This window comes from Nonomuraea sp. NBC_00507 (assembly GCF_036013525.1).
In the GTDB taxonomy this organism is placed as follows: domain Bacteria; phylum Actinomycetota; class Actinomycetes; order Streptosporangiales; family Streptosporangiaceae; genus Nonomuraea.
In genome coordinates this window covers 8,999,981-9,021,480 of sequence record NZ_CP107853.1, presented here as the reverse complement: position 1 = coordinate 9,021,480, position 21,500 = coordinate 8,999,981, and the positions used below count along the sequence as shown (strand labels likewise).

General features: G+C 70.1%; 20 protein-coding genes. 4 read left to right on the top strand and 16 right to left on the bottom strand.

The window, feature by feature from the left end; genetic code table 11:
• Positions 1–645 carry a biliverdin-producing heme oxygenase gene (locus tag OHA25_RS43470; protein WP_327582747.1) on the bottom strand — a complete coding sequence of 215 codons (645 nt, stop codon included), beginning with the start codon at positions 643–645 and terminating at the stop codon, positions 1–3.
• 391 nt (positions 646–1,036) lie between these two features.
• Entirely contained in the window at positions 1,037–2,398 is a 1,362-nt protein-coding gene (locus OHA25_RS43465; protein ID WP_327582746.1) for a phenylacetate--CoA ligase family protein, read from the bottom strand.
• Between the two features lie 147 nt (positions 2,399–2,545).
• Between OHA25_RS43465 and lon the strand changes: the two genes are divergently transcribed.
• A complete protein-coding gene (gene lon, locus OHA25_RS43460; RefSeq protein WP_327582745.1) occupies positions 2,546–4,915 on the top strand; it encodes an endopeptidase La in 2,370 nt (789 codons plus the stop codon).
• Between the two features lie 43 nt (positions 4,916–4,958).
• Here lon and OHA25_RS43455 read toward each other — a convergent pair whose 3' ends face one another.
• The 5 genes from OHA25_RS43455 to OHA25_RS43435 all read right to left on the bottom strand — a co-directional run bounded on the left by OHA25_RS43455 (position 4,959) and on the right by OHA25_RS43435 (position 9,804).
• Positions 4,959–6,494: an acyl-CoA synthetase gene (locus OHA25_RS43455; RefSeq protein WP_327582744.1), complete on the bottom strand. Its 1,536-nt coding sequence runs from the start codon at positions 6,492–6,494 to the stop codon at positions 4,959–4,961.
• 79 nt (positions 6,495–6,573) lie between these two features.
• On the bottom strand, positions 6,574–7,158 hold the full coding sequence (locus OHA25_RS43450; RefSeq protein WP_327582743.1) for a hypothetical protein: 585 nt from the start codon (positions 7,156–7,158) through the stop codon (positions 6,574–6,576).
• A gap of 137 nt (positions 7,159–7,295) precedes the next feature.
• On the bottom strand, positions 7,296–8,120 hold the full coding sequence (locus OHA25_RS43445; RefSeq protein WP_327582742.1) for a MetQ/NlpA family ABC transporter substrate-binding protein: 825 nt from the start codon (positions 8,118–8,120) through the stop codon (positions 7,296–7,298).
• A gap of 9 nt (positions 8,121–8,129) precedes the next feature.
• Positions 8,130–8,786, bottom strand: a complete 657-nt coding sequence (locus tag OHA25_RS43440; protein WP_327582741.1) for a methionine ABC transporter permease — start codon at positions 8,784–8,786, stop codon at positions 8,130–8,132.
• A 64-nt stretch (positions 8,787–8,850) separates the two neighbouring features.
• Positions 8,851–9,804, bottom strand: coding sequence for a methionine ABC transporter ATP-binding protein (locus tag OHA25_RS43435; RefSeq protein WP_327582740.1), 954 nt, complete (start codon positions 9,802–9,804; stop codon positions 8,851–8,853).
• A 369-nt stretch (positions 9,805–10,173) separates the two neighbouring features.
• On the opposite strand from OHA25_RS43435, the gene OHA25_RS43430 reads away from it, so the two are divergent.
• Both OHA25_RS43430 and OHA25_RS43425 read left to right on the top strand, forming a co-directional pair.
• The gene (locus OHA25_RS43430) at positions 10,174–10,605 is read left to right on the top strand and encodes a helix-turn-helix domain-containing protein (RefSeq protein ID WP_327582739.1); all 432 of its coding nucleotides are present in this window, start codon (positions 10,174–10,176) and stop codon (positions 10,603–10,605) included.
• Positions 10,606–10,806: 201 nt separating this feature from the next.
• Positions 10,807–12,045 carry a S1C family serine protease gene (locus OHA25_RS43425; protein ID WP_327582738.1) on the top strand — a complete coding sequence of 413 codons (1,239 nt, stop codon included), beginning with the start codon at positions 10,807–10,809 and terminating at the stop codon, positions 12,043–12,045.
• 68 nt (positions 12,046–12,113) lie between these two features.
• On the opposite strand, the gene OHA25_RS43420 is transcribed toward OHA25_RS43425, so the two are convergent.
• The 8 genes from OHA25_RS43420 to OHA25_RS43385 form a co-directional block, all read right to left on the bottom strand.
• On the bottom strand, positions 12,114–12,854 hold the full coding sequence (locus OHA25_RS43420; RefSeq protein ID WP_327582737.1) for an ABC transporter permease: 741 nt from the start codon (positions 12,852–12,854) through the stop codon (positions 12,114–12,116).
• Positions 12,847–13,728 carry an ABC transporter ATP-binding protein gene (locus tag OHA25_RS43415; protein ID WP_327582736.1) on the bottom strand — a complete coding sequence of 294 codons (882 nt, stop codon included), beginning with the start codon at positions 13,726–13,728 and terminating at the stop codon, positions 12,847–12,849. Before OHA25_RS43415 ends, OHA25_RS43420 begins: the two co-directional genes overlap by 8 nt.
• Positions 13,725–14,048 (bottom strand): winged helix-turn-helix domain-containing protein, encoded by a 324-nt coding sequence (locus OHA25_RS43410; protein WP_327582735.1) that lies wholly within the window; start codon positions 14,046–14,048, stop codon positions 13,725–13,727. The genes OHA25_RS43415 and OHA25_RS43410 overlap by 4 nt, the downstream gene beginning before the upstream one ends.
• Positions 14,045–14,662, bottom strand: coding sequence for a hypothetical protein (locus OHA25_RS43405; RefSeq protein WP_327582734.1), 618 nt, complete (start codon positions 14,660–14,662; stop codon positions 14,045–14,047). Before OHA25_RS43405 ends, OHA25_RS43410 begins: the two co-directional genes overlap by 4 nt.
• 78 nt (positions 14,663–14,740) lie before the next feature.
• Positions 14,741–16,480 (bottom strand): thiol reductant ABC exporter subunit CydC, encoded by a 1,740-nt coding sequence (gene cydC, locus OHA25_RS43400; RefSeq protein WP_327582733.1) that lies wholly within the window; start codon positions 16,478–16,480, stop codon positions 14,741–14,743.
• A gap of 8 nt (positions 16,481–16,488) precedes the next feature.
• Positions 16,489–18,324 (bottom strand): thiol reductant ABC exporter subunit CydD, encoded by a 1,836-nt coding sequence (cydD, locus tag OHA25_RS43395; protein WP_327582732.1) that lies wholly within the window; start codon positions 18,322–18,324, stop codon positions 16,489–16,491.
• A gap of 7 nt (positions 18,325–18,331) precedes the next feature.
• A complete protein-coding gene (locus OHA25_RS43390; protein WP_327582731.1) occupies positions 18,332–19,171 on the bottom strand; it encodes a cytochrome d ubiquinol oxidase subunit II in 840 nt (279 codons plus the stop codon).
• A gap of 10 nt (positions 19,172–19,181) precedes the next feature.
• Positions 19,182–20,351, bottom strand: coding sequence for a cytochrome ubiquinol oxidase subunit I (locus tag OHA25_RS43385; protein ID WP_327582730.1), 1,170 nt, complete (start codon positions 20,349–20,351; stop codon positions 19,182–19,184).
• A gap of 86 nt (positions 20,352–20,437) precedes the next feature.
• Between OHA25_RS43385 and OHA25_RS43380 the strand changes: the two genes are divergently transcribed.
• Complete coding sequence (locus OHA25_RS43380) at positions 20,438–20,773, top strand: helix-turn-helix transcriptional regulator (protein WP_327582729.1); 336 nt, start codon at positions 20,438–20,440, stop codon at positions 20,771–20,773.
• Here OHA25_RS43380 and OHA25_RS43375 read toward each other — a convergent pair.
• On the bottom strand, positions 20,765–21,433 hold the full coding sequence (locus OHA25_RS43375; protein ID WP_327582728.1) for a permease prefix domain 1-containing protein: 669 nt from the start codon (positions 21,431–21,433) through the stop codon (positions 20,765–20,767). The genes OHA25_RS43380 and OHA25_RS43375 overlap by 9 nt on opposite strands.
• Between the last annotated feature and the right edge of the window lie 67 nt (positions 21,434–21,500).

Sequence of the window (21,500 nt, the reverse complement as noted above, 5' to 3'; positions counted from 1 at the left end):
TCAGGCGGCGCTCTTCACGACGTGCTTGAGCTCGGCAAGCACCTCCGTGTTCAGCTGGTACGCCAGCTTGACCTCACGGATGATGCGTTGCCGCTCCTGCTCGTCCAGCTCCAGGGCGTCCAGGCGGGCGCGGTATTCCGTCTTGAAGCGTGGCAGGCTGCCGAGCTCGTCGAAGCGGTAGAAGTCGACGCCGCCGCCCTCGCCGTACCCGTAGATCTTCTGCAGTTCCATGCGGATGAACTGCCCGCCGGACAGGTCGCCCAGGTAGCGGGTGTAGTGGTGGGCGATGTAGCCCCCGGGCCAGTCGGACACCTGATGGATCCGCGCGACAAGGGCCTGGGTGGACGTGGATGGGGCGATCCGGTCGCGCCAGCCTGGACCGTAGATCTTCGACAGGTCCCGCTCCAAGGCGCGCTCGCGGTACAGCTCGGGGAACACGAAGCCGCCGGCCACCGGGTGGTCGGCGAGCCGACGCGACACCCCGTCGAGTGCGACGTAGGCGAAGTAGTGCTGGGCCACCATCTCGCCGTACTCGTGTTCATTCAGCCGGCCGTCCATCAGCGCCGCCAGGTAGCCCTCGGACTCGGCGGACTGGTGGTCGCCCCACGTGGCGTTCCTCAGGGTTTCGGAGAACGGCGTCGTCACAGGCCTACCTCTACTTGCGCTAACGTTTCATGACGAAGTGTCACAAACGCCGTCGTCGTACGTCAAGCTTTTGACGACAGTCTGTCATTAAAGCCCACCTCCTCTCTTCTGTACCCCGAAAACGGCACGTCAAGAGGTCACGCGGTCGGGGCGCTCCGCGTCGTGAAATCGCGTGTGGAACCTGCACCCCGGAGGCGGTGCGACCGGGCTCGGCCAGCCGCCCCAGGTACATCACCGCCACCCGGTGCGACACGTGCCGGGCGCGCAGTCATGGACGGCCGGCGTGCAGGTGCTCACCGTTAAACGCGGCTTCCTCATGGTGCCGTGGGCGGAGGAGCGCGTCGCGGCGGCCCTGGCCTGACCCCACCCCCCGCACCGCCGGACGCCGTGGTCAGCGGGTGTAGCGGTGCTTGGCGCCCGGAGGGAAATACTCCGGGTCCCCGGCCTCGCGGAGGCGGATGAACGGCATCTGCTGCGCCGGCGGCACGTAGGCGGCGAACTCGCTGTTCAGCCGCAGCAGCTGGGCCAGGATCGACGCGCCCACGGCCTGCGCCGTCTCCTCCGACGGCTTCTCGCCGGGCATCAGCTCCACGGTCACCGTCAGGTGCCGGTCGCGCCGGGCGTCCTCCACCACCTCCATCACGAACTTGCCCGTCACCGAGCCGGCGACCTCGGGCTGCTCCAGGCCGACCGCGATGTTCTCGGGAAAGACGTTCGCGCCGTAGTAGGAGAGCGTGAAATGACTGCGGCCGAACACGTACACGAAGGGCCGCTGAGGGCCCTGCTCGGCCGGCTCGAAGCCGTGCCGCCGGACGAAGCCCACCATCTGGTCGTACGGGATCACGCCGCCCTCGTCGGCGATGTGGTAGCGGATGAGCGGGATGCCGTTGTCGCCGGAGAAGAGCAACGTGCCCTCGTGCTCCTCGAAGAAGCGCACCCGCGGGTCGTACTGGACGAGGGTCGGCAGCCGGGACTCGCCGAACAGCTCCCTCGCCGTGTCCGGGCGCCTGGCCAGGAAGCGGCGGATCTCCACCGACAGCGCGGTCTCGTTGCCCAGCACGCCCGCGTCGGCGGTGCCGTAGAGGGAGGCGATGCCGCGCACGGGGTCGGCGATCCCGGCCCGCTCGGCGACCAGGGTGCGCCACTCCTCGCTGAACACCTCGCCCGCCGTCACGAGCTTGATGTTCCAGGAGGTCCAGGGCAGGTCCTCGGTGTCGATGACGTTCTTCAGGAACGGCGGGTAGCCCAGGAGGACGACCTGGTCGAAGTACGGGGCCAGCTCCGGCAGCACGCGCGCGATCTCCCTGCGATCGGTGCCGGGCGCCACGACCGTGATCGGGTAGCCGCGTTCGGCCAGGTGGCGGCAGCAGTTGATGGTGAACAGGCCGCCCACCCAGGTGCCGAGCGCGAAGCAGACCACGGCCAGCGTCCGGTGCTCCCGGGCGGCGAAGGAGTCGCGGAAGACCTCCTCGAACCGCGCGGCGATCACCCGCTCGTCCGCCACCGAGCGCGGCCAGAACGACGGCACGCCCGTCGAACCCGACGACACCGCGATCATGTCGCCGATCTCACCGTTCCTGCAGAGGTCCGGCAGGGGGTGGCGAAGGGTGTAGGAGTCCTTCGTGGTCATCGGCAACCGCTCGAAGTCCTGAAATGTCGTCACCTTGGCTGGATCGACGTTGTTGGCCGCGAGAAAGGCCCTGTAGGCGGGAACGGTGGCCGCCACCTGATGGAAGAGCTCAACCGGGTCCATCAGCCGACTGTACGGCGCGGTTCCGGGCCCGTCACTCTCCCACGCGCTTACATGATTACGATCGCCCTGAGCGAACATCAACAAGGAAGGGAACAATGCGGGGCTCCAATGAATTGAGTCGGTATAACTCAACCCTTGGGAGTTCGCATGAGTGAGAGCTTGACCCTCCCGGTCCTGCCGCTGGACGACGAGGTCGTCCTGCCGGGCATGGTGGTCCCGCTGGACCTGTCCGACTCCGAGGTGCGCGCAGCCATAGACGCGGCCCGTGCATCCGGTGGCAACAAGCCGCGGGTCCTCCTCGTTCCCCGGATCGACGGCCGTTACGGCCCGGTCGGCGTGCAGGCCGTTGTCGAGCAGGTCGGGAGGCTGCCGGGCGGCGAGCCGGCCGCGGTGGTCCGCGGCGTCAACCGCGTCCGCGTGGGCATCGGCACCACCGGCCCCGGCGCCGCGCTGTGGGTCGCGGCCGACACGATCGACACCGTCCCCGCCGGCGAGCGCGCGCATGAGCTGGCCAAGGAGTACAAGGCCCTGGCCACCACGATCCTGCAGAAGCGCGGCGCCTGGCAGGTGGTCGACCAGGTCAACCAGATCGAGGACCCGTCGCTGCTGGCCGACAGCTCCGGCTACACCCCGTGGCTGACCACGGCGCAGAAGGTCGAGCTGCTCGAGGCCGCCGACCCGGCCGACCGGCTGGCCAAGCTGATCGAGTGGTCCCGCGAGCACCTCGCCGAGCTCGACGTCGCCGAGACGATCCGCAAGGACGTCCAGGAGGGCATGGAGAAGCAGCAGCGCGAGTTCTTGCTGCGCCAGCAGCTCGCCGCCGTACGCAAGGAGCTCAAGGAGCTCAACGGCGACACCGAGACCGAGGAAGAGGACTACCGGGCCCGTGTCGAGGCCGCCGACCTGCCGGAGAAGGTGCGCGAGGCCGCGCTCAAGGAGGTCGCCAAGCTGGAGCGGACCTCCGACCAGTCGCCCGAGACCGGCTGGATCCGCACGTGGCTCGACACCGTCCTCGACATCCCCTGGAACACGCGGACCGAGGACAACTACGACATCACGGGCGCGCGGACCGTGCTCGACGCCGACCACACCGGCCTGTCCGACGTCAAGGACCGCATCATCGAGCACCTGGCCGTGCGCAAGCGCCGCCAGGACAAGGGGCTCGGCGTGGTGGGCGGCCGCCGCAGCGGCGCCGTGCTCGCCCTCGCCGGTCCTCCCGGAGTCGGCAAGACCTCGCTGGGCGAGTCCGTGGCGCGCGCGATGGGCCGCAAGTTCGTCCGCGTCGCGCTCGGCGGCGTCCGCGACGAGGCGGAGATCCGCGGCCACCGGCGCACCTACGTCGGCGCGCTGCCCGGCCGCATCGTCCGCGCCATCCGCGAGGCCGGCTCGATGAACCCGGTCGTGCTGCTCGACGAGGTCGACAAGGTCGGCGCCGACTACCGCGGCGACCCCACGGCCGCGCTGCTGGAGGTGCTCGACCCGGCGCAGAACCACACGTTCCGCGACCACTACCTCGAGGTCGAGCTCGACCTGTCCGACGTGCTCTTCCTGGCCACGGCCAACGTCCTGGAGGCCATCCCCGGGCCGCTGCTCGACCGGATGGAGGTCGTCACCCTCGACGGCTACACCGAGGACGAGAAGGTCGCGATCGCCCGCGACCACCTGCTGCCGCGGCAGCTGGAGCTGGCCGGGCTGAGCGCCGAGGAGGTGAAGGTCGAGGACGGCGCGCTGCGCAAGCTGGCCGCCGAGTACACCCGCGAGGCCGGCGTGCGCTCGCTGGAGCGGGCGGTGGCCAGGGTCCTGCGCAAGGTGGCGGCCGCGACGACGGACGGGGATGAGCTGCCCGTCACCGTCGGTGAGGACGACCTGGTCGGCTACCTCGGGCGGCCGCGGTTCGTGCCGGAGTCCTCGCTGCCGGAGGCCACCCAGCGCACCTCGGTGCCGGGCGTGGCGACGGGCCTGGCGGTCACCGGGGCCGGGGGTGACGTGCTCTACGTGGAGGCGTCCATGGCCGACCCGGAGACCGGCGAGACCGGGCTCACGCTGACCGGCCAGCTGGGCGACGTGATGAAGGAGTCGGCCCGGATCGCGCTGTCGTACCTGCGCTCGCACGGCGCAGAGCTGGAGCTGCCGGTCACCGCGCTGAAGGACCGCTCGGTCCACGTGCACTTCCCGGCGGGCGCCGTGCCCAAGGACGGGCCGTCGGCCGGTGTGACGCTGACGACCGCGCTGGCCTCGCTGCTGTCCGGGCGGCTGGTCCGTAGCGACGTGGCCATGACCGGCGAGATCTCCCTGACCGGGCGGGTCCTGCCGATCGGCGGCGTCAAGCAGAAGCTGCTGGCCGCGCACCGGGCGGGCATCACCACCGTCCTCATCCCGGCCCGTAACGAGCCGGACCTGGACGACGTGCCCGAGGAGGTCCGCGGCGAGCTGACCATCCACGCGGTCAGCGACGTGCGCGAGGTCCTGGACATCGCGCTCATCCCGGCCCAGGTCGCCTCTACGGTCGCGGCCTGACGCCGGATCGCCCGCCGTACCCGCCCGGGTACGGCGGGCGTTGTCATGTGCGGGCCGGCCAGTATTCGTCCCTGAGCAGCCGCTTATAGAGCTTTCCCGTCGGGTGGCGGGGCAGCTCCGCGCGGAAGTCCACGGACTTGGGGCACTTGTAGTGGGCGAGGCGCTCGCGGCAGTACGCCATCAGCTCCGCCTCCAGCTCCGGCCCCGCCTCATCCATGGACATCGGCTCGACCACGGCCTTGACCTGCTCGCCCATCTCCTCGTCCGGCACCCCGAACACCGCCACGTCGGCCACCTTCGGGTGCACCGACAACACGTTCTCGGCCTCCTGCGGGTAGATGTTCACCCCGCCGGAGATGATCATGTAGGAGCGGCGGTCGGTGAGATACAGGAAACCGTCGTCGTCCAGGTAGCCGATGTCGCCCAGCGTGGTCCAGCCACGGCCCTGGGGGTCCCGTGCGGAGCGGGTCTTGTCCGGGTCGCCGTGGTATTCGAACCTGGCGCCGTTCTCGAAGTAGATCGTGCCGTGCTCGCCCGGCGGCAGGTCGTCGCCGTTCTCGTCGAGGATGTGCACGACGCCGAGGAGCGAGCGGCCGACCGTGCCCTTGTGCTGGAGCCAGTCCTGCGCGTTGACGTAGAGGAAGCCGTTGCCCTCGGTGCCGGCGTAGTACTCGTGGATGATCGGGCCCCACCAGTCGATCATCTGCTCCTTGACGGGGACGGGGCAGGGGGCGGCGGCATGGATCGCATGCTGGAGCGATGAAATATCGTATTTTGTCCGGATCTCTTCCGGCAGCTTGAGCATCTTGATGAACATCGTGGGCACGAGCTGCGCGTGCGTCACCTCGTAGCGCTCGACCGCCTGCAGACACTGCTCCGGGTCGAAGCGCTCCATCACCACCACCGTGGCGCCGAAGCGCTGGAACGTCAGGCAGTACCGCAACGGTGCGGCGTGGTAGAGCGGCGCGGGGGAGAGGTAGACGCTGTCGGCCGACGGCGCGAACAACGCCTGGATGAGCCTGAACAGCGTGCCGGGCTCGGTGAGGGGGCCGTGCGGGGCGGTCACCTTGACGCCCTTGGGCCGGCCGGTGGTGCCGGAGGAGTAGAGCATGTCAGCGCCGGTGCACTCGTCGTCGATCGGGGTGACCGGCTGCTTGGCGACCGCCTCCTCGTAGGAGTCGAAGCCCTCGGCGGTGCCGTCGATCATGAGACGCAGCTCGACCCGGGGCGTGGCGGCGGTGATCGAGGTGGCGACGCTCGCCAGGTCCGCGCTCGAGATGAACGCCCGAGCGCCGCAGTTGCCGACGATGTACGCCACCTCATCGGTCTGCAGCCGGGAGTTGATCGGCGTGTAGTACAGGCCCGAGCGGTGCGCGGCCCAGGCGATGGCCAGGAAGAGGGGATGGTTGGGCAGCATGAAGGCGAGGTGGTCGCCCGGGCGTAGCCCGGCCGCGCGGAACAGGTGGGCCAGGCGGTTGGACTCCTCGTCCAGCTCGCGATAGGTGATGATCCGCCCGGAGCCCGCCATGATCACAGCGGGCTTGTCTGGGGTGACTGCTGCGATGGCTCCCGGATACATATCCGAACACTATTCGGCCCACCGGCAGCACGGAAGCCGCGACCTCGCCGTTGAGGCCGCGGCTCCGGGAACAGGGCGGTCAGGCCGCCGCGTGGTAGACGTCCTCCCAGCCGGAGTGGTAGCCGGTCGGCTGGTGCCAGGTGCCCCGGCTCACGTCCACGTAGATGTGGGCGGCGTTCTTACCGTAGAAGGTGAACTCCTGCGGGTGCTTCGAGCAGTTGCGGAAGCTCTTGAAGTACGCGGAACCGTCCTTGTTCACGACCTTGAACGTCTCCCACGCGCACTTCTTCTTGCCCCACCACTTGGCGTTGTGAAGCGTGCTGTGGACCGTGAAGAAGTAGTCGTGGCGCCACTCCCAGAAGCGCTTCTTGACCTTCTTCTCGACCCACTTGCAGTGCTTGTCGCCGTCCTTGTCCTTCCAGCAGATCTCCTTCTTGACGGTGATCCACTTCCAGTACCAGAACTTGAACTTCTTCTTCTCGACGCTCACGTGGCCGTAGGATTTGGCTTTGTGATCGCCGGAGTAATAGGGCCCCCACGCGGCGTCGTACGAGCTCGCGGCGGATGATGCCGGCGTGGTCGTCGCGTTGGCGGCGATCGGTGCGCCGATCGCCACCAACGTGGCGGCGGTGACGCCGAGCAGGATTCGTGAAACGAATCGCACTTTGGGTCCTCCTCGGGAGAGGGTTTTCCTGACCCGGCATTCCTATGCCTGCCCAATTGCGTCGCGCTTACAATTCGCTTGACGCCCGAACCAGTGTGATAAGAGTTTATTCCTGATTCGGCCGCGCGTTTTCAATATCAGTTTGCGGCGATCACGGAACCCGCGTACTTCTGCTTGATGAAGTCCTTGACCTTCGGGTCCTGCAGCAGCTTGCCGAGGGTGACGATGTTCGCGTCCTTCTCGTGGCCGGCCTGGACGACGAGCCCGTTGACGTACGGGTTGCCGTCGGTCTTCTCCAGCGCCAGAGCCTGCGTGGCGGGCTTGAGCCCGGCCTCGATGGCGTAGTTGCCGTTGATCACGGCGGCGTCCACGTCGTCGAGCGAACGCGGCAGCTGCGCCGCCTCCAGCGGCTTGAACTGCAGGTTCTTCGGGTTCTCCACCACGTCGCGCTCGGTCGCCGCGGTGCCCGCGCCGTCCTTGAGCGTGACGAGGCCGTTGTCGGCGAGCAGCTTGAGCGCGCGGCCGAGGTTGGTGGCGTCGTTGGGCACGGCCACGGTGGCGCCGCCAGCCAGCGCGGACAGCGCGGTGATCTTCTTGGAGTACAGGCCCAGCGGCTCCAGGTGGACCGGGGCGACGAAGCTCAGCTCGGTGCCCTTGGAGGAGTTGAAGTCGTCCAGGTACGGCTTGTGCTGGAAGAAGTTCGCGGTCAGCTGGCCCTCGTCGAGCTGCACGTTCGGCTGGACGTAGTCGGTGAACTCGACGACCTCCAGCTTCAGCCCGGCGGCCGGGGCCAGGTTCTGCTTGACGTAGTTGAGGATCTCGGCGTGCGGCACCGGGCTGGCGCCCACCTTGAGCACCACGTCGGCCCCTTCGGCCGCCGTGCTGGTGGCGGACTGCGACGTACCGCATGCGGCGAGCGACAGGGCTAGCGCGACAGCACCCGCAATGGCACGAAACATCATTTCTTTTCCTTACTTATGCGATAGGCGCCGAGCGACCCAGTCGCCCAGGCTCTGCAGGAGTTGCACGATCACGAGGAGGAGGACGACCGTCACGATCATCAGGAGGGTCTCGAACCGCTGGTAGCCGTACCGGACGGCCAGGTCGCCGAGGCCGCCCCCGCCGAGCGTGCCGGCCATGGCGGAGTAGCCGATGAGCGCGACGACGGTCACGGTCAGGCCCGCCACCAGCCCCGGTAGGGCCTCGGGCAGCAGGACCTTGCGCACGATGGTGGTCCGGCTCGCGCCCATGGCCTGGGCCGCCTGCACGACGTCCGTGCCGACCTCCCTGAGCGCGGTCTCGACCAGCCGGGCGAAGAACGGCACCGCCCCGACGGTGAGCGGCACGACGAAGGCCGCGGTCCCGATGGTGGTGCCCACGACGAGCCGGGTGAACGGGATGATCGCGATCATCAGCACGATGAACGGCAGCGACCGCCCGATGTTCACCACAAATCCGAGCACCGACTTCAGCGCGGGCGCCGGCCGCAGCCCGTCCCGGTCGAACACCACCAGCGCCACGCCCAGCGGCAACCCGAGCAGCACGGTGAACACCGCCGACCAGCCGACCATCTGCGCCGTCTCCAGCGTCGCCGGCCAGAGCAGCGGCAGCATCTCGTCCCACGTCACGAGACCTCCTTCGTCGGCCTCGTGACCAAGGTGCTGTGTCTGATTGTTCCCTCGCTTCGCTCGCTCACGTGGCCTCCTCCACGATCAGGCCCGAGCCGCGCAGGTACGCCAGCGCGGCGGGAGCGTCGGCGCCGTCGAGCGACACGCGCAACCGGCCGACGGAGCCGCCGGCGAGCTCTTCGATCGAGCCGCCCAGGATGCTCAGGTCCACGTCGAACTTCCGCACGATTTCCGACACCACCGGCTGCCGCGGGTCGCCGGTGAACGTGAGCGTGACCGAGCCGGCCGGTGCGGGCTCGGGAAGCGGGAAGATCTCCCTGGTCAGGCGGGACCCGGGCGTCCTGATGAGGTCGGCGATGGCGCCCGACTCCTCGATGCGGCCGCGCGCCATGATGGCCACGGAGTCGCAGACGTTCTTGACGACGTTCATCTCGTGGGTGATGAGCAGGATCGTCAGGCCCAGCTCGGCGTTGAGCCGCTTGAGCAGCGCCAGGATCGACTGGGTGGTGGCCGGGTCCAGCGCGGAGGTGGCCTCGTCGGACAGCAGCACGGACGGGTTGCCCGCCAGGGCCCTGGCGATGCCGACCCGCTGCTTCTGCCCGCCGGACAGCTGGTGAGGGCGATCCTTGCCGCGGCCTTCGAGCCCGACCAGCTCCAGCAGCTCGGCGACGCGGCGCTCGCGCTCGGCCCTGGGCACGCCCATGACCTCCAGCGGGAAGGCGACGTTACCGGCCACCGTGCGCGAGGACAGCAGCGCGAAGTGCTGGTGGATCATGCCGATGCGCTGTCTGGCCCGGTTCAGCTCCGCGTCGCGCAGTGCCGTCAGGTCCTGGCCGGCCACGGTGACGGTGCCCGCGGTGGGGCGCTCGAGCAGGTTGACGCAGCGCAGGAGGGTGCTCTTGCCGGCGCCGCTCTGGCCGAGCACGCCGTAGATCTCGCCTTCGCGCACATGCAGGTCGACACCGTCGAGCGCGACGGTGCCACCGTACTGCTTGCGCAGGCCTGAAGCCTGGATCACGGAAAATCCCCACGACTGAGAGCGGCCTGGGCCGCTCGGACGAACAGGTGCCGGTGCGTGTGGCCGGGGTCAGCGGGTGCCCGGGTGGAACGGCAGGTGGCTCAACCTGCGCAGCACGAAACCAGGTGCGATCATGATGACCTTCGAGGAGAACGGGCGGACGGTCTGGTCTAGCGGGCCGGCATTCGCCCCATACGCATGCGACAACACGCGGCCGCCCGATGGGCGCCGTAGGTGTTCGCGTATGCCTCGTTCACGCCGTTGCTAACGACAGGGTGAGCTCCCGCCATTCCTGATCCGCTCCGTGATCTGTGTCACGGAGGCGATTCCATCGGTAGCGATGCATCGGTGGCGATGTAATATGCCGCCATGAACATCGCGAGGTTGCGCAGGTTGGGGCGGCGGCTGGTGGAGCTGTCCAAGGCCACGGACGGCGAGGATCAGCCCTTGCTGACGCCCGGAGAGGAGGCGGTCTTCGAGGACGTGCTGCGGCACGCGGGCAGCGCGGTGGGGGAGATCCAGGCCCGCACGGGGTTCGCCCAGAGCCACGTGTCCGCCTCGGTGGCCCGGATGCGCGAGCGCGGCATCCTGGAGACCGGCCCCGACCCGGCCGACGGCCGCCGCACCCAGGTCCGGGTGGCGGACGCCTCCCTGCACCTGCTGTTCCGGCGCGCGACCACGCCGGTGGAGGAGGTCGTACGGGGAGCGGTGCAGGACCCGGCCGACGCCGACCGGGCGGTGGTGCTCCTCAAGGAGCTGGAGGCCCTGCTGATCACCGACGATGCCCACGGCGCGGGCTGACCCCGGTCGAGCCGCACGCCGGGCCGGGCTCCGGCGGAGTCAGGCGCCGTTCTCCTGACCGATTCGAGCGATCGCGCACCCTGTGCGAGCAGCGTCGATAAGGCGGCCGTGAACGGTCTCACGGTCCTCCGATCACCGGCTTAACGAGGTCTTACGCCTGCCCTGCGACCCTAGAGTCATCGGGACTTAGGGAGATGACAGATGGACGCGAACGAGCCTCGCGAGCAGGGTGCCGGGTGGAGCCAGTTCGGCGCCACCGCGCCGGCCGCCGGGGGCTTTCCCCGGCGGGACACGATCATCATGGAGCCGCCGCCTCCACCGCCGCCCGCGCCTCCGAAGAAGCCGGGCTTCGGGCGCAAGACGGTGGCCGGGCTGGCCCTGGCGGCCACGGCCATCGGCGGCGGCGTCGTGGGCGCCGTCGTCGCCAACGCGTTCCAGCCCGATCCGGTCACCGTCACCACCAACAGCAACACCGGCACGCCGAGCCCGGTCTTCAAGAACACCTCCTCCGAGCTCACCGTCACCGAGGTGGCGGCCAAGGTGCAGCCGAGCGTCGTGATGATCCAGGGCCAGACCGGCGAGGGCTCCGGCGTGGTGCTGTCGGAGGACGGGCTCATCCTGACCAACAACCACGTGGTCGAAGGCGCGGGACGCGGCGGGCAGATGACCGTCAAGTTCAGCGACGGCAAGACGGCCAAGGCCAGCGTGGTCGGCACCGACCCGGCCACCGACCTGGCCGTCATCCGGGCGGAGGGCGTCTCCGGGCTGACCAAGGCCACGCTCGGCAACAGCGACCTGCTGAAGGTCGGCGACGACGTGCTGGCCATCGGAAGCCCGCTCGGCCTCGACGGATCCGTCACGAAGGGCATCGTCAGCGCGCTCGACCGCACCCTCACCGTCGGCGGCGAGCAGAACCAGCAGGTCCCGCCCGGCTGGGGCCAGCAGCCGGAGCAGAGCGGCGGCGAGCCCACCACGATCGGCGGCGCCGTCCAGACCGACGCCTCCATCAACCCCGGTAACTCCGGCGGCGCGCTGGTCAACGCGGCCGGCGAGCTGGTCGGCATCAACACCGCGATCGCCTCGCAGGCCGCGGGCGGCGGTGTCGGCTTCGCCATCCCGGTCAACACCGCCAAGCAGGTCTCCGACCAGCTCATCAGCACCGGCAAGGTGAGTCATGCCTTCCTCGGCGTGAGCGTCACCGACGCGACCGGCGACGTGGCCGGCGCCCTCATCAGCCAGATCACCGCCGGAAGCCCGGCGGAGAAGGCCGGGCTGAAGCAGGGCGACCTGATCACGAAGATCGGCGACAAGGCGGTTGACGGGGGAGATAATGTAGTTGGGCAGGTCAGAGGTTTCAAACCTGGTCAACAGGTCAAGATCACATATGTGCGGGACGGGCAGACCAACGAGGTCACCGTCACCCTCGAAGAGAAGAAATAACCCAGGACCCCCACATTGACGGGTGTGCCGTCGAGATCGCTGCGGACTCGGCGGCACACCCCCTTTGATCAGGTGAAACGCCGGCCTTCGTCGCGGCGGTAGCCCCACGCCGCCGCCGCGGCCAGGACGACGGTCCACACCGCCAGCATCACCAGGGCCACGGGGTCCGGGCTGCTGCCCGTGGTGGCCCACCAGATCAGCTCGGCCCCGCCCCTGGTCGGCACGTACGGCGAGACGACTTCGATGAACTCGGGAAAGGCTTGCGGCGGCAGCAACAGCCCGCCGAGGATGCCCAGCGGGAAGAACACGATCTGCGACACCGCGATCGCGGCCTTGGGCGCCAGCGAGAAGCCGATGAACAGGCCCATCAGCATGAACGGGACGACCCCGACGACCAGCGTGCCCAGACCGAGCAGCAAGTTCGCCGGCGTGATCGTCGCCTCGGTGAACAACGCGCTCACCAGCAGCACCGGGATCACCGACAGCAACATGACGGCCAACGTGGACAGGATGCGGCCGGCGAAGTGGGCGAACGGGCCCGCGGGCAGCGTGCGCAGGTAGGGGTTCCACGGCAGCTCGCGGTCCTGCGCGACCGAGATGCTGAGCCCGATCACGGCGGCCGACATCGCGCCGAAGAACATCAGCGAGCCCGTCGCCGAAGTCGCGGCCACCGGATCCTGGCCCGCGAACGGCACCACGAAGGCCAGCATCGAGATCGCCGGGAACAGGGAGCTGGCCAGCAGGCCGATGGGGACTCTGATCTGCTCGATCATGAGATAGCGCGTGTGCGCGACGACCAGGCTAGACATGCGCGGTCTCCTTCGAGGTGATGGCCAGGAAGGCCTCCTCCAGAGTGGTCGGCCTGATCTCCAGGCCGGAGAACGGCGCGCCGCTGCGCACCAGCTCGACGACCAGCCGGTCGGGGTCGGTGGTGACCAGGCTGACCCGGCCGTCCACCCGTTCGGAGCCGAGCACGCCGGGCAGCTCGGGCAGGCTCTCGGCGACGAGGGAGACCCGCCGCACCCCCACGATGTCGCGTACGGCCCGCACCGTGTCATCGGCCAGCACCCGGCCGTGGCCGACGACCACCACCCGCTCGGCCAGAGCCTCGATCTCCTCCAGGTAGTGGCTGGTGATCAGCACCGTGCCGCCGTCGTCGTGGAAGGCCTTGATGCCGTCCCACAGCGCCCGCCTGGCCTCGACGTCCAGGCCCGTGGTCGGCTCGTCGAGGAACACCAGCCGCGGCCGCCCCGCGAACGCCAGCGCCACGGCCAGCCGCCGCCGCTGTCCGCCCGACAGGCCGCCCACCTGCCGCTTGACCAGGTCGCCCAGGCCGAAACGAGCAAGCAGCTCGTCCTTGTCCGTCTTCTCTGGGTAATGCGCCGACACGAAGTCGACGATCTCGCCGACGCGTAACGACTCGGGCAACCCGGTCTCCTGGGGCGTCACCCCGATGCCGCGCCGCATGGCGGGATCCTGCGGCGAGCCGCCGAGCAGCTCGACCGTGCCGGACGTGGGCCGGCGCAGCCCCACGAACAGGTTGATCAGAGTGGACTTGCCTGCCCCGTTCGGGCCGAGCAGGCCGACCAGCTCGCCGGCCTTGATGTCGAGCGAGACGCGGTCGAGCGCCAGCACCTCGCCGTAGCGGCGGGTGACCTCGATCGCTCTGGCGAGGATCGTCATACGTTGCCCCCAGCGTTGTCCAGCAAGGCGCGGATCGCCTTGGTGTAGTCCTCGAAGGCCAGCCGCCCGCGTTGGGTGAGCGCCACGTATGTCACCGGGGTGCGGCCTTTGTGCGTCTTGGTGATGCGGACGTATCCGGCATCCTCGAGCTTGGTCAGGTGGACCGAGAGGTTGCCCGCCGTCATGCCGAGCAGGTCCTTGAGCGAGGGGAAAGCGATCTCGTCGCGTTCCCCCAGGCTGTTGAGCGTGGCGACCACCCGCAACCGGGCCTGCGCGTGGATCACCGGGTCGAGCTCGGGCACGGCGCCGTCGGCGGTCACATGCGCCGCCTGAGCCAGAATCCGAAGGCGACCTGGCCGCCGCCGAGCAGCACGGCCGCGAGCAGCGTGTGCCAGCCGATCCCCAGCAGGACGCCGACGCCGTCGACGGCCGCGATCCAGGCGCCCATGAAGAACATCGGCCAGCTCGTCCAGATCGCGCCGCCGGCCATGTAGAGCAGCGCCGGCACCATGAGGAAGCCGGTCGCCCACAGCAGGGAGGCCTCGGCCTCCGGCAGATTGAAGGTGAAGTGCATGCAGATGACCCACATCAGGGCCACGCCCGCAAACCACGAGTAGCCGTACATCATGCCCTTGGCCGCGCTCTCGCCGCGCACCCCCTTGCCGACCTTCGCCATCCCGAAGCCGGTGGCGGCGCCCGCCAGGATCTGAGTTGCGAAGAGCACGGCCAGCGCCTGCCCCAGGGAGACCGGCCCGTCCGGCACGCCGTCGAGCCCGTAGTGGAGGAAGAGCGCGCCGAACCCGAGCAGCCAGGCGAACCCCCACGGCACGTAGTAGAGCAGTGGCTCGCCGCGCAGGTGCTTCGCCGCGATGGCGCTCTGCTCCTTGATTAAGCGCATCATCTCCTCGGGGGTCGGCGCCTGCTCGTCTGCCATCGCAACTCCTCTTATGCTCAAACTGGTTTGTAGCGTAAACCAGATGGCAGCACAAACTCAAGAGCGGCGCCAGGGGCGTCACCTTCTGGTGAGGACCTCGGACTCCCACAGGTCGCGGTAGTAGCCGGGGACGGCGACGAGCTCGTCGTGGCGGCCGCGCTGGATCACGCGGCCCTCCTCCAGCACCACGATCTCGTCGACCGTCTCCAGGCCCTTGAGCCGGTGCGTCACGAGCACCGTGGTGCGGTCCTCGGTCACGTCGAGCAGGTCGCTCATCAGCCGGTCGGCGGCATCCTCGTCGAGCGCCTCGGCGGGCTCGTCGAGCAGCAGCACCGGCGGGTCGTACAGCAGCGCCCTGGCCAGGGCCAGCCGCTGCAGCTGCCCGCCGGAGACGGTCCTGCCGTCCTCGCCCAGCTCGGCGTCCCACCCGGTCCGCTCGACCCAGCCGTCGAGCCTGGCCTCCCGCACGGCGCGGCGCAGCCTCTCGTCGTCGGCCTCGGGGCCGGCCAGGCGCAGGTTGTCGCGAAGGGTGGCCCGGAAGATGTAGGGGTCCTGGGTGAGGCCTGTCATCAGGGCGCGCACGTCGTCGCCCGCCAGGTCCCCGAGGTCCACGCCGTTGGCTCTGATGCTCCCGGACTCCGGCTCGACCAGCCGCATCAGCGCGGCCAGCAACGTGCTCTTGCCCGCTCCGCTCGGCCCGACGATCGCCACCCGCTTGCCGGGGGTGAGCCGCAACGACACCCCGTCCAGAGCGGGCCGCCCGTCGCGAGCCGCCGCCCCGTCCTCGACGAGGCGGTCACCGTGGCGGGGCGGTGTGGCGTCGCCCGTGGCAGGCGGAGCGGGGTGGCGTACCACCAGGTCGTGGACCTCGATCGTGAGCGGGGACTCGGGCTTGGGCGCGGGTGCGGCGGGGTCGGCGACGGCCGGGGCGGCCGAGCGGACCTCACGCAGCCGGCGCAGCGCCGCCGTGATGCCCGCCATCCGTTCGCCCGCCGCCGCCAGCGGCAGCACCGGCTCGAACGACACCAGGGCCGTCAGCGCGAGCACGGCCGTGCCGACCGAGCCGACGCCGGCCCCCTGGGCGAGCAGAACGACGGCCGCGACCGTCAACCCCTGCACCAGCGTGCCCCCGGCCAGAGCGGCGGCGTGGACGCGGGCCTGGCGGCGCTCGAGCGCGGCGAGCGTCTCGTCGGCCGCCTCGGCCTTGGCCAGCGCCGCGTCGTCGGCGCCGTACGCGGCCAGGTCGGCCGAGCCGTGCACCAGGTCGGCCACGCGGCCCGCCAGGGCAGCCCTGGCCGGGGCGATCCTGGCCGACCAGCGGCGGGCGGCGGCGGCCGTGCCCGCGGGCAGCAGCATCCCGGCCAGCGCCAGCCCGGCCACCAGCACCAGTGCCGCCGCCGGCAGGATCGTCAGCCCGATGACGACCGCCGCGAGCCCGGCGATGGCCGCGGCGGCCGCGGGGAGCAGGCAGCGGACGAGCAGATCCTGCACGGCCTCGGTGTCGTCCACCATGCGGCTGAGCAGATCCGCGCCGCCGTGGCGGGGCTGCTGAGGCGGGATCAGGGCCCGGTAGAGGTCCTCACGGGTGCCGGCCTGGGCGCGGAGTGCCACGTCGTGGCCGGTGAGGCGTTCGAGGTAACGGAAGACGCCCTTGCTCGTGGCGAACGCCCTGGTCGCCACGATCGCCACGCTCAACGCGGCCAGGGGCGGCTGCTCGGCGGCTCTCGTGATCAGCCAGGCCGCGGCGGCGATGAGACCCAGCCCGGCCAGGTCCGCCGCCGCTCCGGCCAGCACCGCCCACACCAGCCGCTTCCCCATGCGCCCTGTCATCCCTCGTCCCCTTCACGCCGCCCCGCCGCTACGTGCCCGTCCGAGGACGTCGCGCCATGCCCGTCCGCGGGTGTCGCGCCATGCCCGTCCGCGGGTGTCGCGCCATGCCCGTCCGTAGCCGTCACGCCGTCTGCGGGTGCCGTCACGTGCCCGTCCGCCGATCGGGGGGCGGGGGAGCTCGGAGTGCGGGTGGTGTCGGAGATGACGCGGCCCTCGTGGAGCCGGATGACGCGGTCCGCGAGATCGATCATGGCAGGCCGGTGGGCGACGATGACGGCCGTGCGGTCGCGGGCCAGCTCTGCCGTCCCCGCCACCACCGCGGCCTCGCTGCGCCCGTCCAGCCGCGCGGTGGGCTCGTCGAGCAGCAGGACCGACGCTCCAGGACGGCAGAAGGCCCGCGCCAGCGCGATGCGCTGCCGCTGCCCGGCGGACAGGTTGGCACCCCGCTCACCCACCACGGTGTCGAACCCCTGGGGGAGCGCGGCCACGAAGTCGGCGTGGGCGGCGCCGGCGGCCCGGCGTACGTCCTCCGGAGAGGCCGAAGGAGCCCCGAGCCGGATGTTGTCGGCCACCGACGTCGCGAACAGATGAGGCCGCTGCGCCACGAACGCCAGCCGCGAACGCCAGCTCGCCACGTCCAGATCCCGCAGCTCGACTCCGTCCACCAGAACCCGCCCCTCGGCAGGCTGAACGAAGCCGAGCAGGAGATGGAGCAGCGTGCTCTTGCCGCCACCGCTCTCGCCCACGAGGGCGACCCGCTCCCGCGGCCCGATGGTCAGCGTGACGTTCTCCAGCGCGGCGGTGTCCCTGCCCGGGTAGCGGACGCTCACGTTCTCCAGCCGGATCTCCGGGGCCCCGCTGGAAGGCGCGGCCTGCCGCCCCTCCGAGGCCGGCGGGTCCCCGGCGGAATCGAGCACGGCGAAGGCCGCGTCGGCCGCCGCGACCCCCTCCATGGAGGCGTGGAAGCGCGTCCCCATGGCCCGCAGCGGCAGGTACGCCTCCGGCGCCAGCAACAACACCAGCAGCGCCGTCGTCAGATCCAGCGACCCCCCGAGCAGCCGCAGCCCGATCGGCACCGCCACGAGCGCCAGCGACAGCGACGCGCACAGCTCCAGCACCAGCGACGACAGGAACGCCACCCGCAACGTCTTCATGGTCGCGCTGCGGTGCGCGTCGGCCACCTGCTGGATGACGCCGGCCTGGTAGCGCGCCCGCCCGAACGCCCGCAGCGTGGGCAGCCCCCGCACCACGTCCAGGAAGTGACCCCCCAGCCGGGACAGCGCCCGGTACTGGCGCTCGGTCACGGCCTTGGTCGTCATGCCGACGAGCGCCCCGAAGATCGGAATCAACGGCAGCGTGATCAGCACGATGACCGCCGAAGCCAGGTCGGCGGCGAACAACCGCACGAGCACGGCCACCGGCACCACCCCGGCCACCGCGATCGACGGCAGGTAACCGGTCAGGTAGGCGTCCAGCCCGTCCAGCCCGCGCCCCGTGAGCGTGACCAGCTCGCCCGAGCGGTGCGCGGCGAGTCGTCCAGGACCGAGGTCGCGCAGCCGGCCCAGCAGCCGGTGGCGCAGTGCGGACTTGACCCCGGTCGCGGTGCGCCCGGCGAAGACGCCTTGCGTCCACGCGAGCACCGCCCGCAGGCAGACCACCGCCGCCAGCCCGGCCAGGGCGGCGGCGGCGAACCGTCCGGACAACACCCCGGCGAGCAACTCGGCCTGCACGAGCACGAGCAGCCCCGCCAGCACGGCCGCGGCCATGGTGACGGCCAGGTGGCGGCGTACCGACCGCTCGGCCCGCATGAGCCGCAGGAGATCCTTGTGCACGAGTCCTCTAGAAGAACGACGGGAGACGGAAGGCATCCTTTCCTGGACGGAAAGTGTTCCACACCCATAGTTGCGCGCCCACCATGATGGGCGCGCACGGCAGGACCATGAGACTGAGCACATTCAGGGTCGCCGCCGGCGCGCTGTGCTCCAGCAGGTACGGCATCGCCCCTGCCAGCAGCCCCGCCGCGGGCAGCGCGGCGACGATCCCGGACAGCATCAGCGCCCGCCCCGACCGGCCCGCTGTGCTCCTGGTCGCGCTCCCTACGGGCCCGGCCTGGTCACGCAAGCTACCGCTGCCGAGCCCTACTCGCCGCTCCGGGAAGTCGCCGGGCGCCCGCCAGGCCAGAAACATCCACCCATGCAGGGCGAACAGCAGCGTCACCACCACGCCCAGCATCAGCCCGACCGGATGCACCGGCGACGAGGTGAACCCGGTGGCGGCGGCGTACAGCGCCATGCCCCACCCGAACGACAGCCCCAGCGACCCGAACGCGATCATCGCGTCCCAGAACCCGCGCCACCGCCGGCCGTCGATCCTGCGCCGGAACCACAGCCCGGCGTCCCGCAGCACCCAGCTCAGCAGCATCGCCACCACCACCGGGTACAAACCGAACAACACCTCGCCTTCGAGGCGCGGATAGACCCCGAAGAGCGTCCCGGCGACCGCCACCAGCCACACCTCGTTCGCCAGCACGTACGGCGCCACCGCGGCCACCATGCGGTCGCGACCCTCCCGCGTCCGCCCCAGGACGGGAAGCAGCAGCCCCACCCCCAGGTCGAACCCCTCAAGGGCGAAATAACCCACCAGCAGCACCGCGAAGAGAACGAACCAGATCACTTCCATCTCAGCACCCCTAGAAGCTCATAGCCGGCGTACGGGATTCGCGGGCGGTGGCGCCCAGGTCCGGGTCGCGCGGCCCTCGCTTGACGACCCGCGCGATGAGCACGTAGTCGACGACCGCCAGCAACCCCAGCACGGCGACGAACCCGATCAGTGAGGCCGTGACCATGCCCGAGGTCAGCCCCGGCGACATGGCGTCGGCCACGGTGAGCTTCTCCCAGATCATCCACGGTTGCCGGCCGACCTCCCTGGCCACCCAGCCCGCGATCGACAGCACGAACGGCAGCGGCGTCATCGCCATCAGCAGCAGGTGCGTCCACCGCCATCGCGGCAGAACGCGGATCATCGGCAGCATCGCCAGCAGCACGATCAGCCCCAGCAGTTGCCCGATCTCCATCATGACGGCGAGCCCGATCGCCGCTCCCACGTTGCCGTCGAACTTGCCCTCCACCGGGATGACGGCGAACTGCGCGTAGCCGAACCCCATCGTGATGAAGATCCCGATCGCGGCCACGACCACGCCGGTGCGCATCGACTTGGTGAAGAAGTCCACGTGCTCGCTGCGTCGGCGCAGCTGATAGGCGCTCGCCCCCACCAGCACCATGGCCCCGGTGAACAGCCCGGCCCCCACCACGTGCGGAAACGCGAACACCAGTGACGGGTTGGTGAGCAGCGCGCCGAAGTCGACCAGCTCCATCCGCCCGTCACGCACGACGGAGCCGACCGGGTTCTGCAGGTAGGAGTTGGCGACCATGATGAAGAACGCGCTCGCGTACGCCGTCAGCGTCACCAGCCAGATGCACGCCAGGTGCAGCCACTTCGGCAGCCGCCCCCAGCCGAAGATCCACAGCCCCAGGAACGTGGACTCCAGGAAGAAGGCCACCAGGGTCTCCATGGCCAGTGGCGCGCCGAACACGTCGCCCGCGTAGTGGGACAGCCCGCTCCACGACAACCCGAACTGGAACTCCATCACCAGTCCGGTCACGATGCCCAGCGCGTAGTTGATGACGTAGATCTGTCCCCAGAACCGGGTCATCGCCTCGTTCAGCGGCCTGCCCGAGACCGCCCAGCGGGTGTGCATGATCGCCACCAGCGGCGCCAGTCCCAGCGTGAGCACGACGAACAGGAAGTGCAGCCCGCTGGTCACCGCGAACTGTGTACGGGCCAGGTCGAGTACATCCATCACGACTCCGTTGTTGTGTCTACCTACATATAGACAGCCTACATGTAGACTGGCTACATGCTGACCGATTGCCTAAGATCTGACACATGAATCCGGACGCGCTGCGCGGGCACATGGACGCGTTGCTGCTCTCAGTGCTGGAGCGGGAGCCGCTGCACGGCTACGCCATCATCGAGGCGTTGCAGGAACGCAGCGGGGGCGCGCTGAGCGTGCCGACCGGCACCGTCTACCCGGCGCTGCGCAGGCTGGAGCGCATCGGCTATCTGTCCAGCGAGTGGGCGACCGTCGGCGGGCGCAAGCGCCGCACCTACCGGCTGACGGACGCGGGCAGGAGGCAGCTCGAGGGGGAGCGGTCGGCCTGGCGGGAGTTCACCACCGTGATCGGCAGCGTGCTGGGCGCGGAGGCCAGGGCGTCAGGCTGACCGGCGGGCTGCCCGGGTGATGCGCATGCACCAGACGGCACCGTAGACCTGCAGCCCCCACAGCGCCGTGGTCACGAGGTTGGCCAGCACGGAGGGCAGGGAACTCAGGTTGTCGGCGCCTTCCGTGCCGTGCGTGAGAAGCTGGGCGAGCCCGATGCTGACCGGCAGCGAGATCCACACCACCACCGCCAGCGACCTGGTGAGCAGGCGGGGCCGGCGGATCCACTTGGCGCCCCGGCCCAAAGCGAACAGCACGAGCCCGCCGTAGACGCCGACCGCGAGCTGGAAGATGTCGAGCAGTCGGGAGACCGGCGAGAACCACGCGGGCGCGGTCCTCCAGACATCGTCGTCAGCGGGATACAGGCGCCACAACACCGACCACATCAGCGCGGTGATCGGCACACTGATGAACAGCAGGAGCCCCAGCCGCCGCCCCGACGTGGAGGTCAGCTCGGCCTGGTAGCCGGGGGCGATCTCGCCGATGGGCCCGAACTCCGCCACCGCGATGCGCTCGGCCTCCGCCCGGTCGAGCCCGCCGGCCTCGAGGGCGTCGGCGGCGTCGGTCAGGCTGTCGCGTGCCTCGACGACCAGGTCCCGTTTGGGGCCGTGGGGTCCGGCGAGCGCGTGATCGAGCTCGGCCACGTAGTCGTCGATGAGCATGATTCTCAGTTTACGAGGGGCACCCTCAGGGGTTCACTCGGGGAAATCCCCGATATTCCGCCGGCCC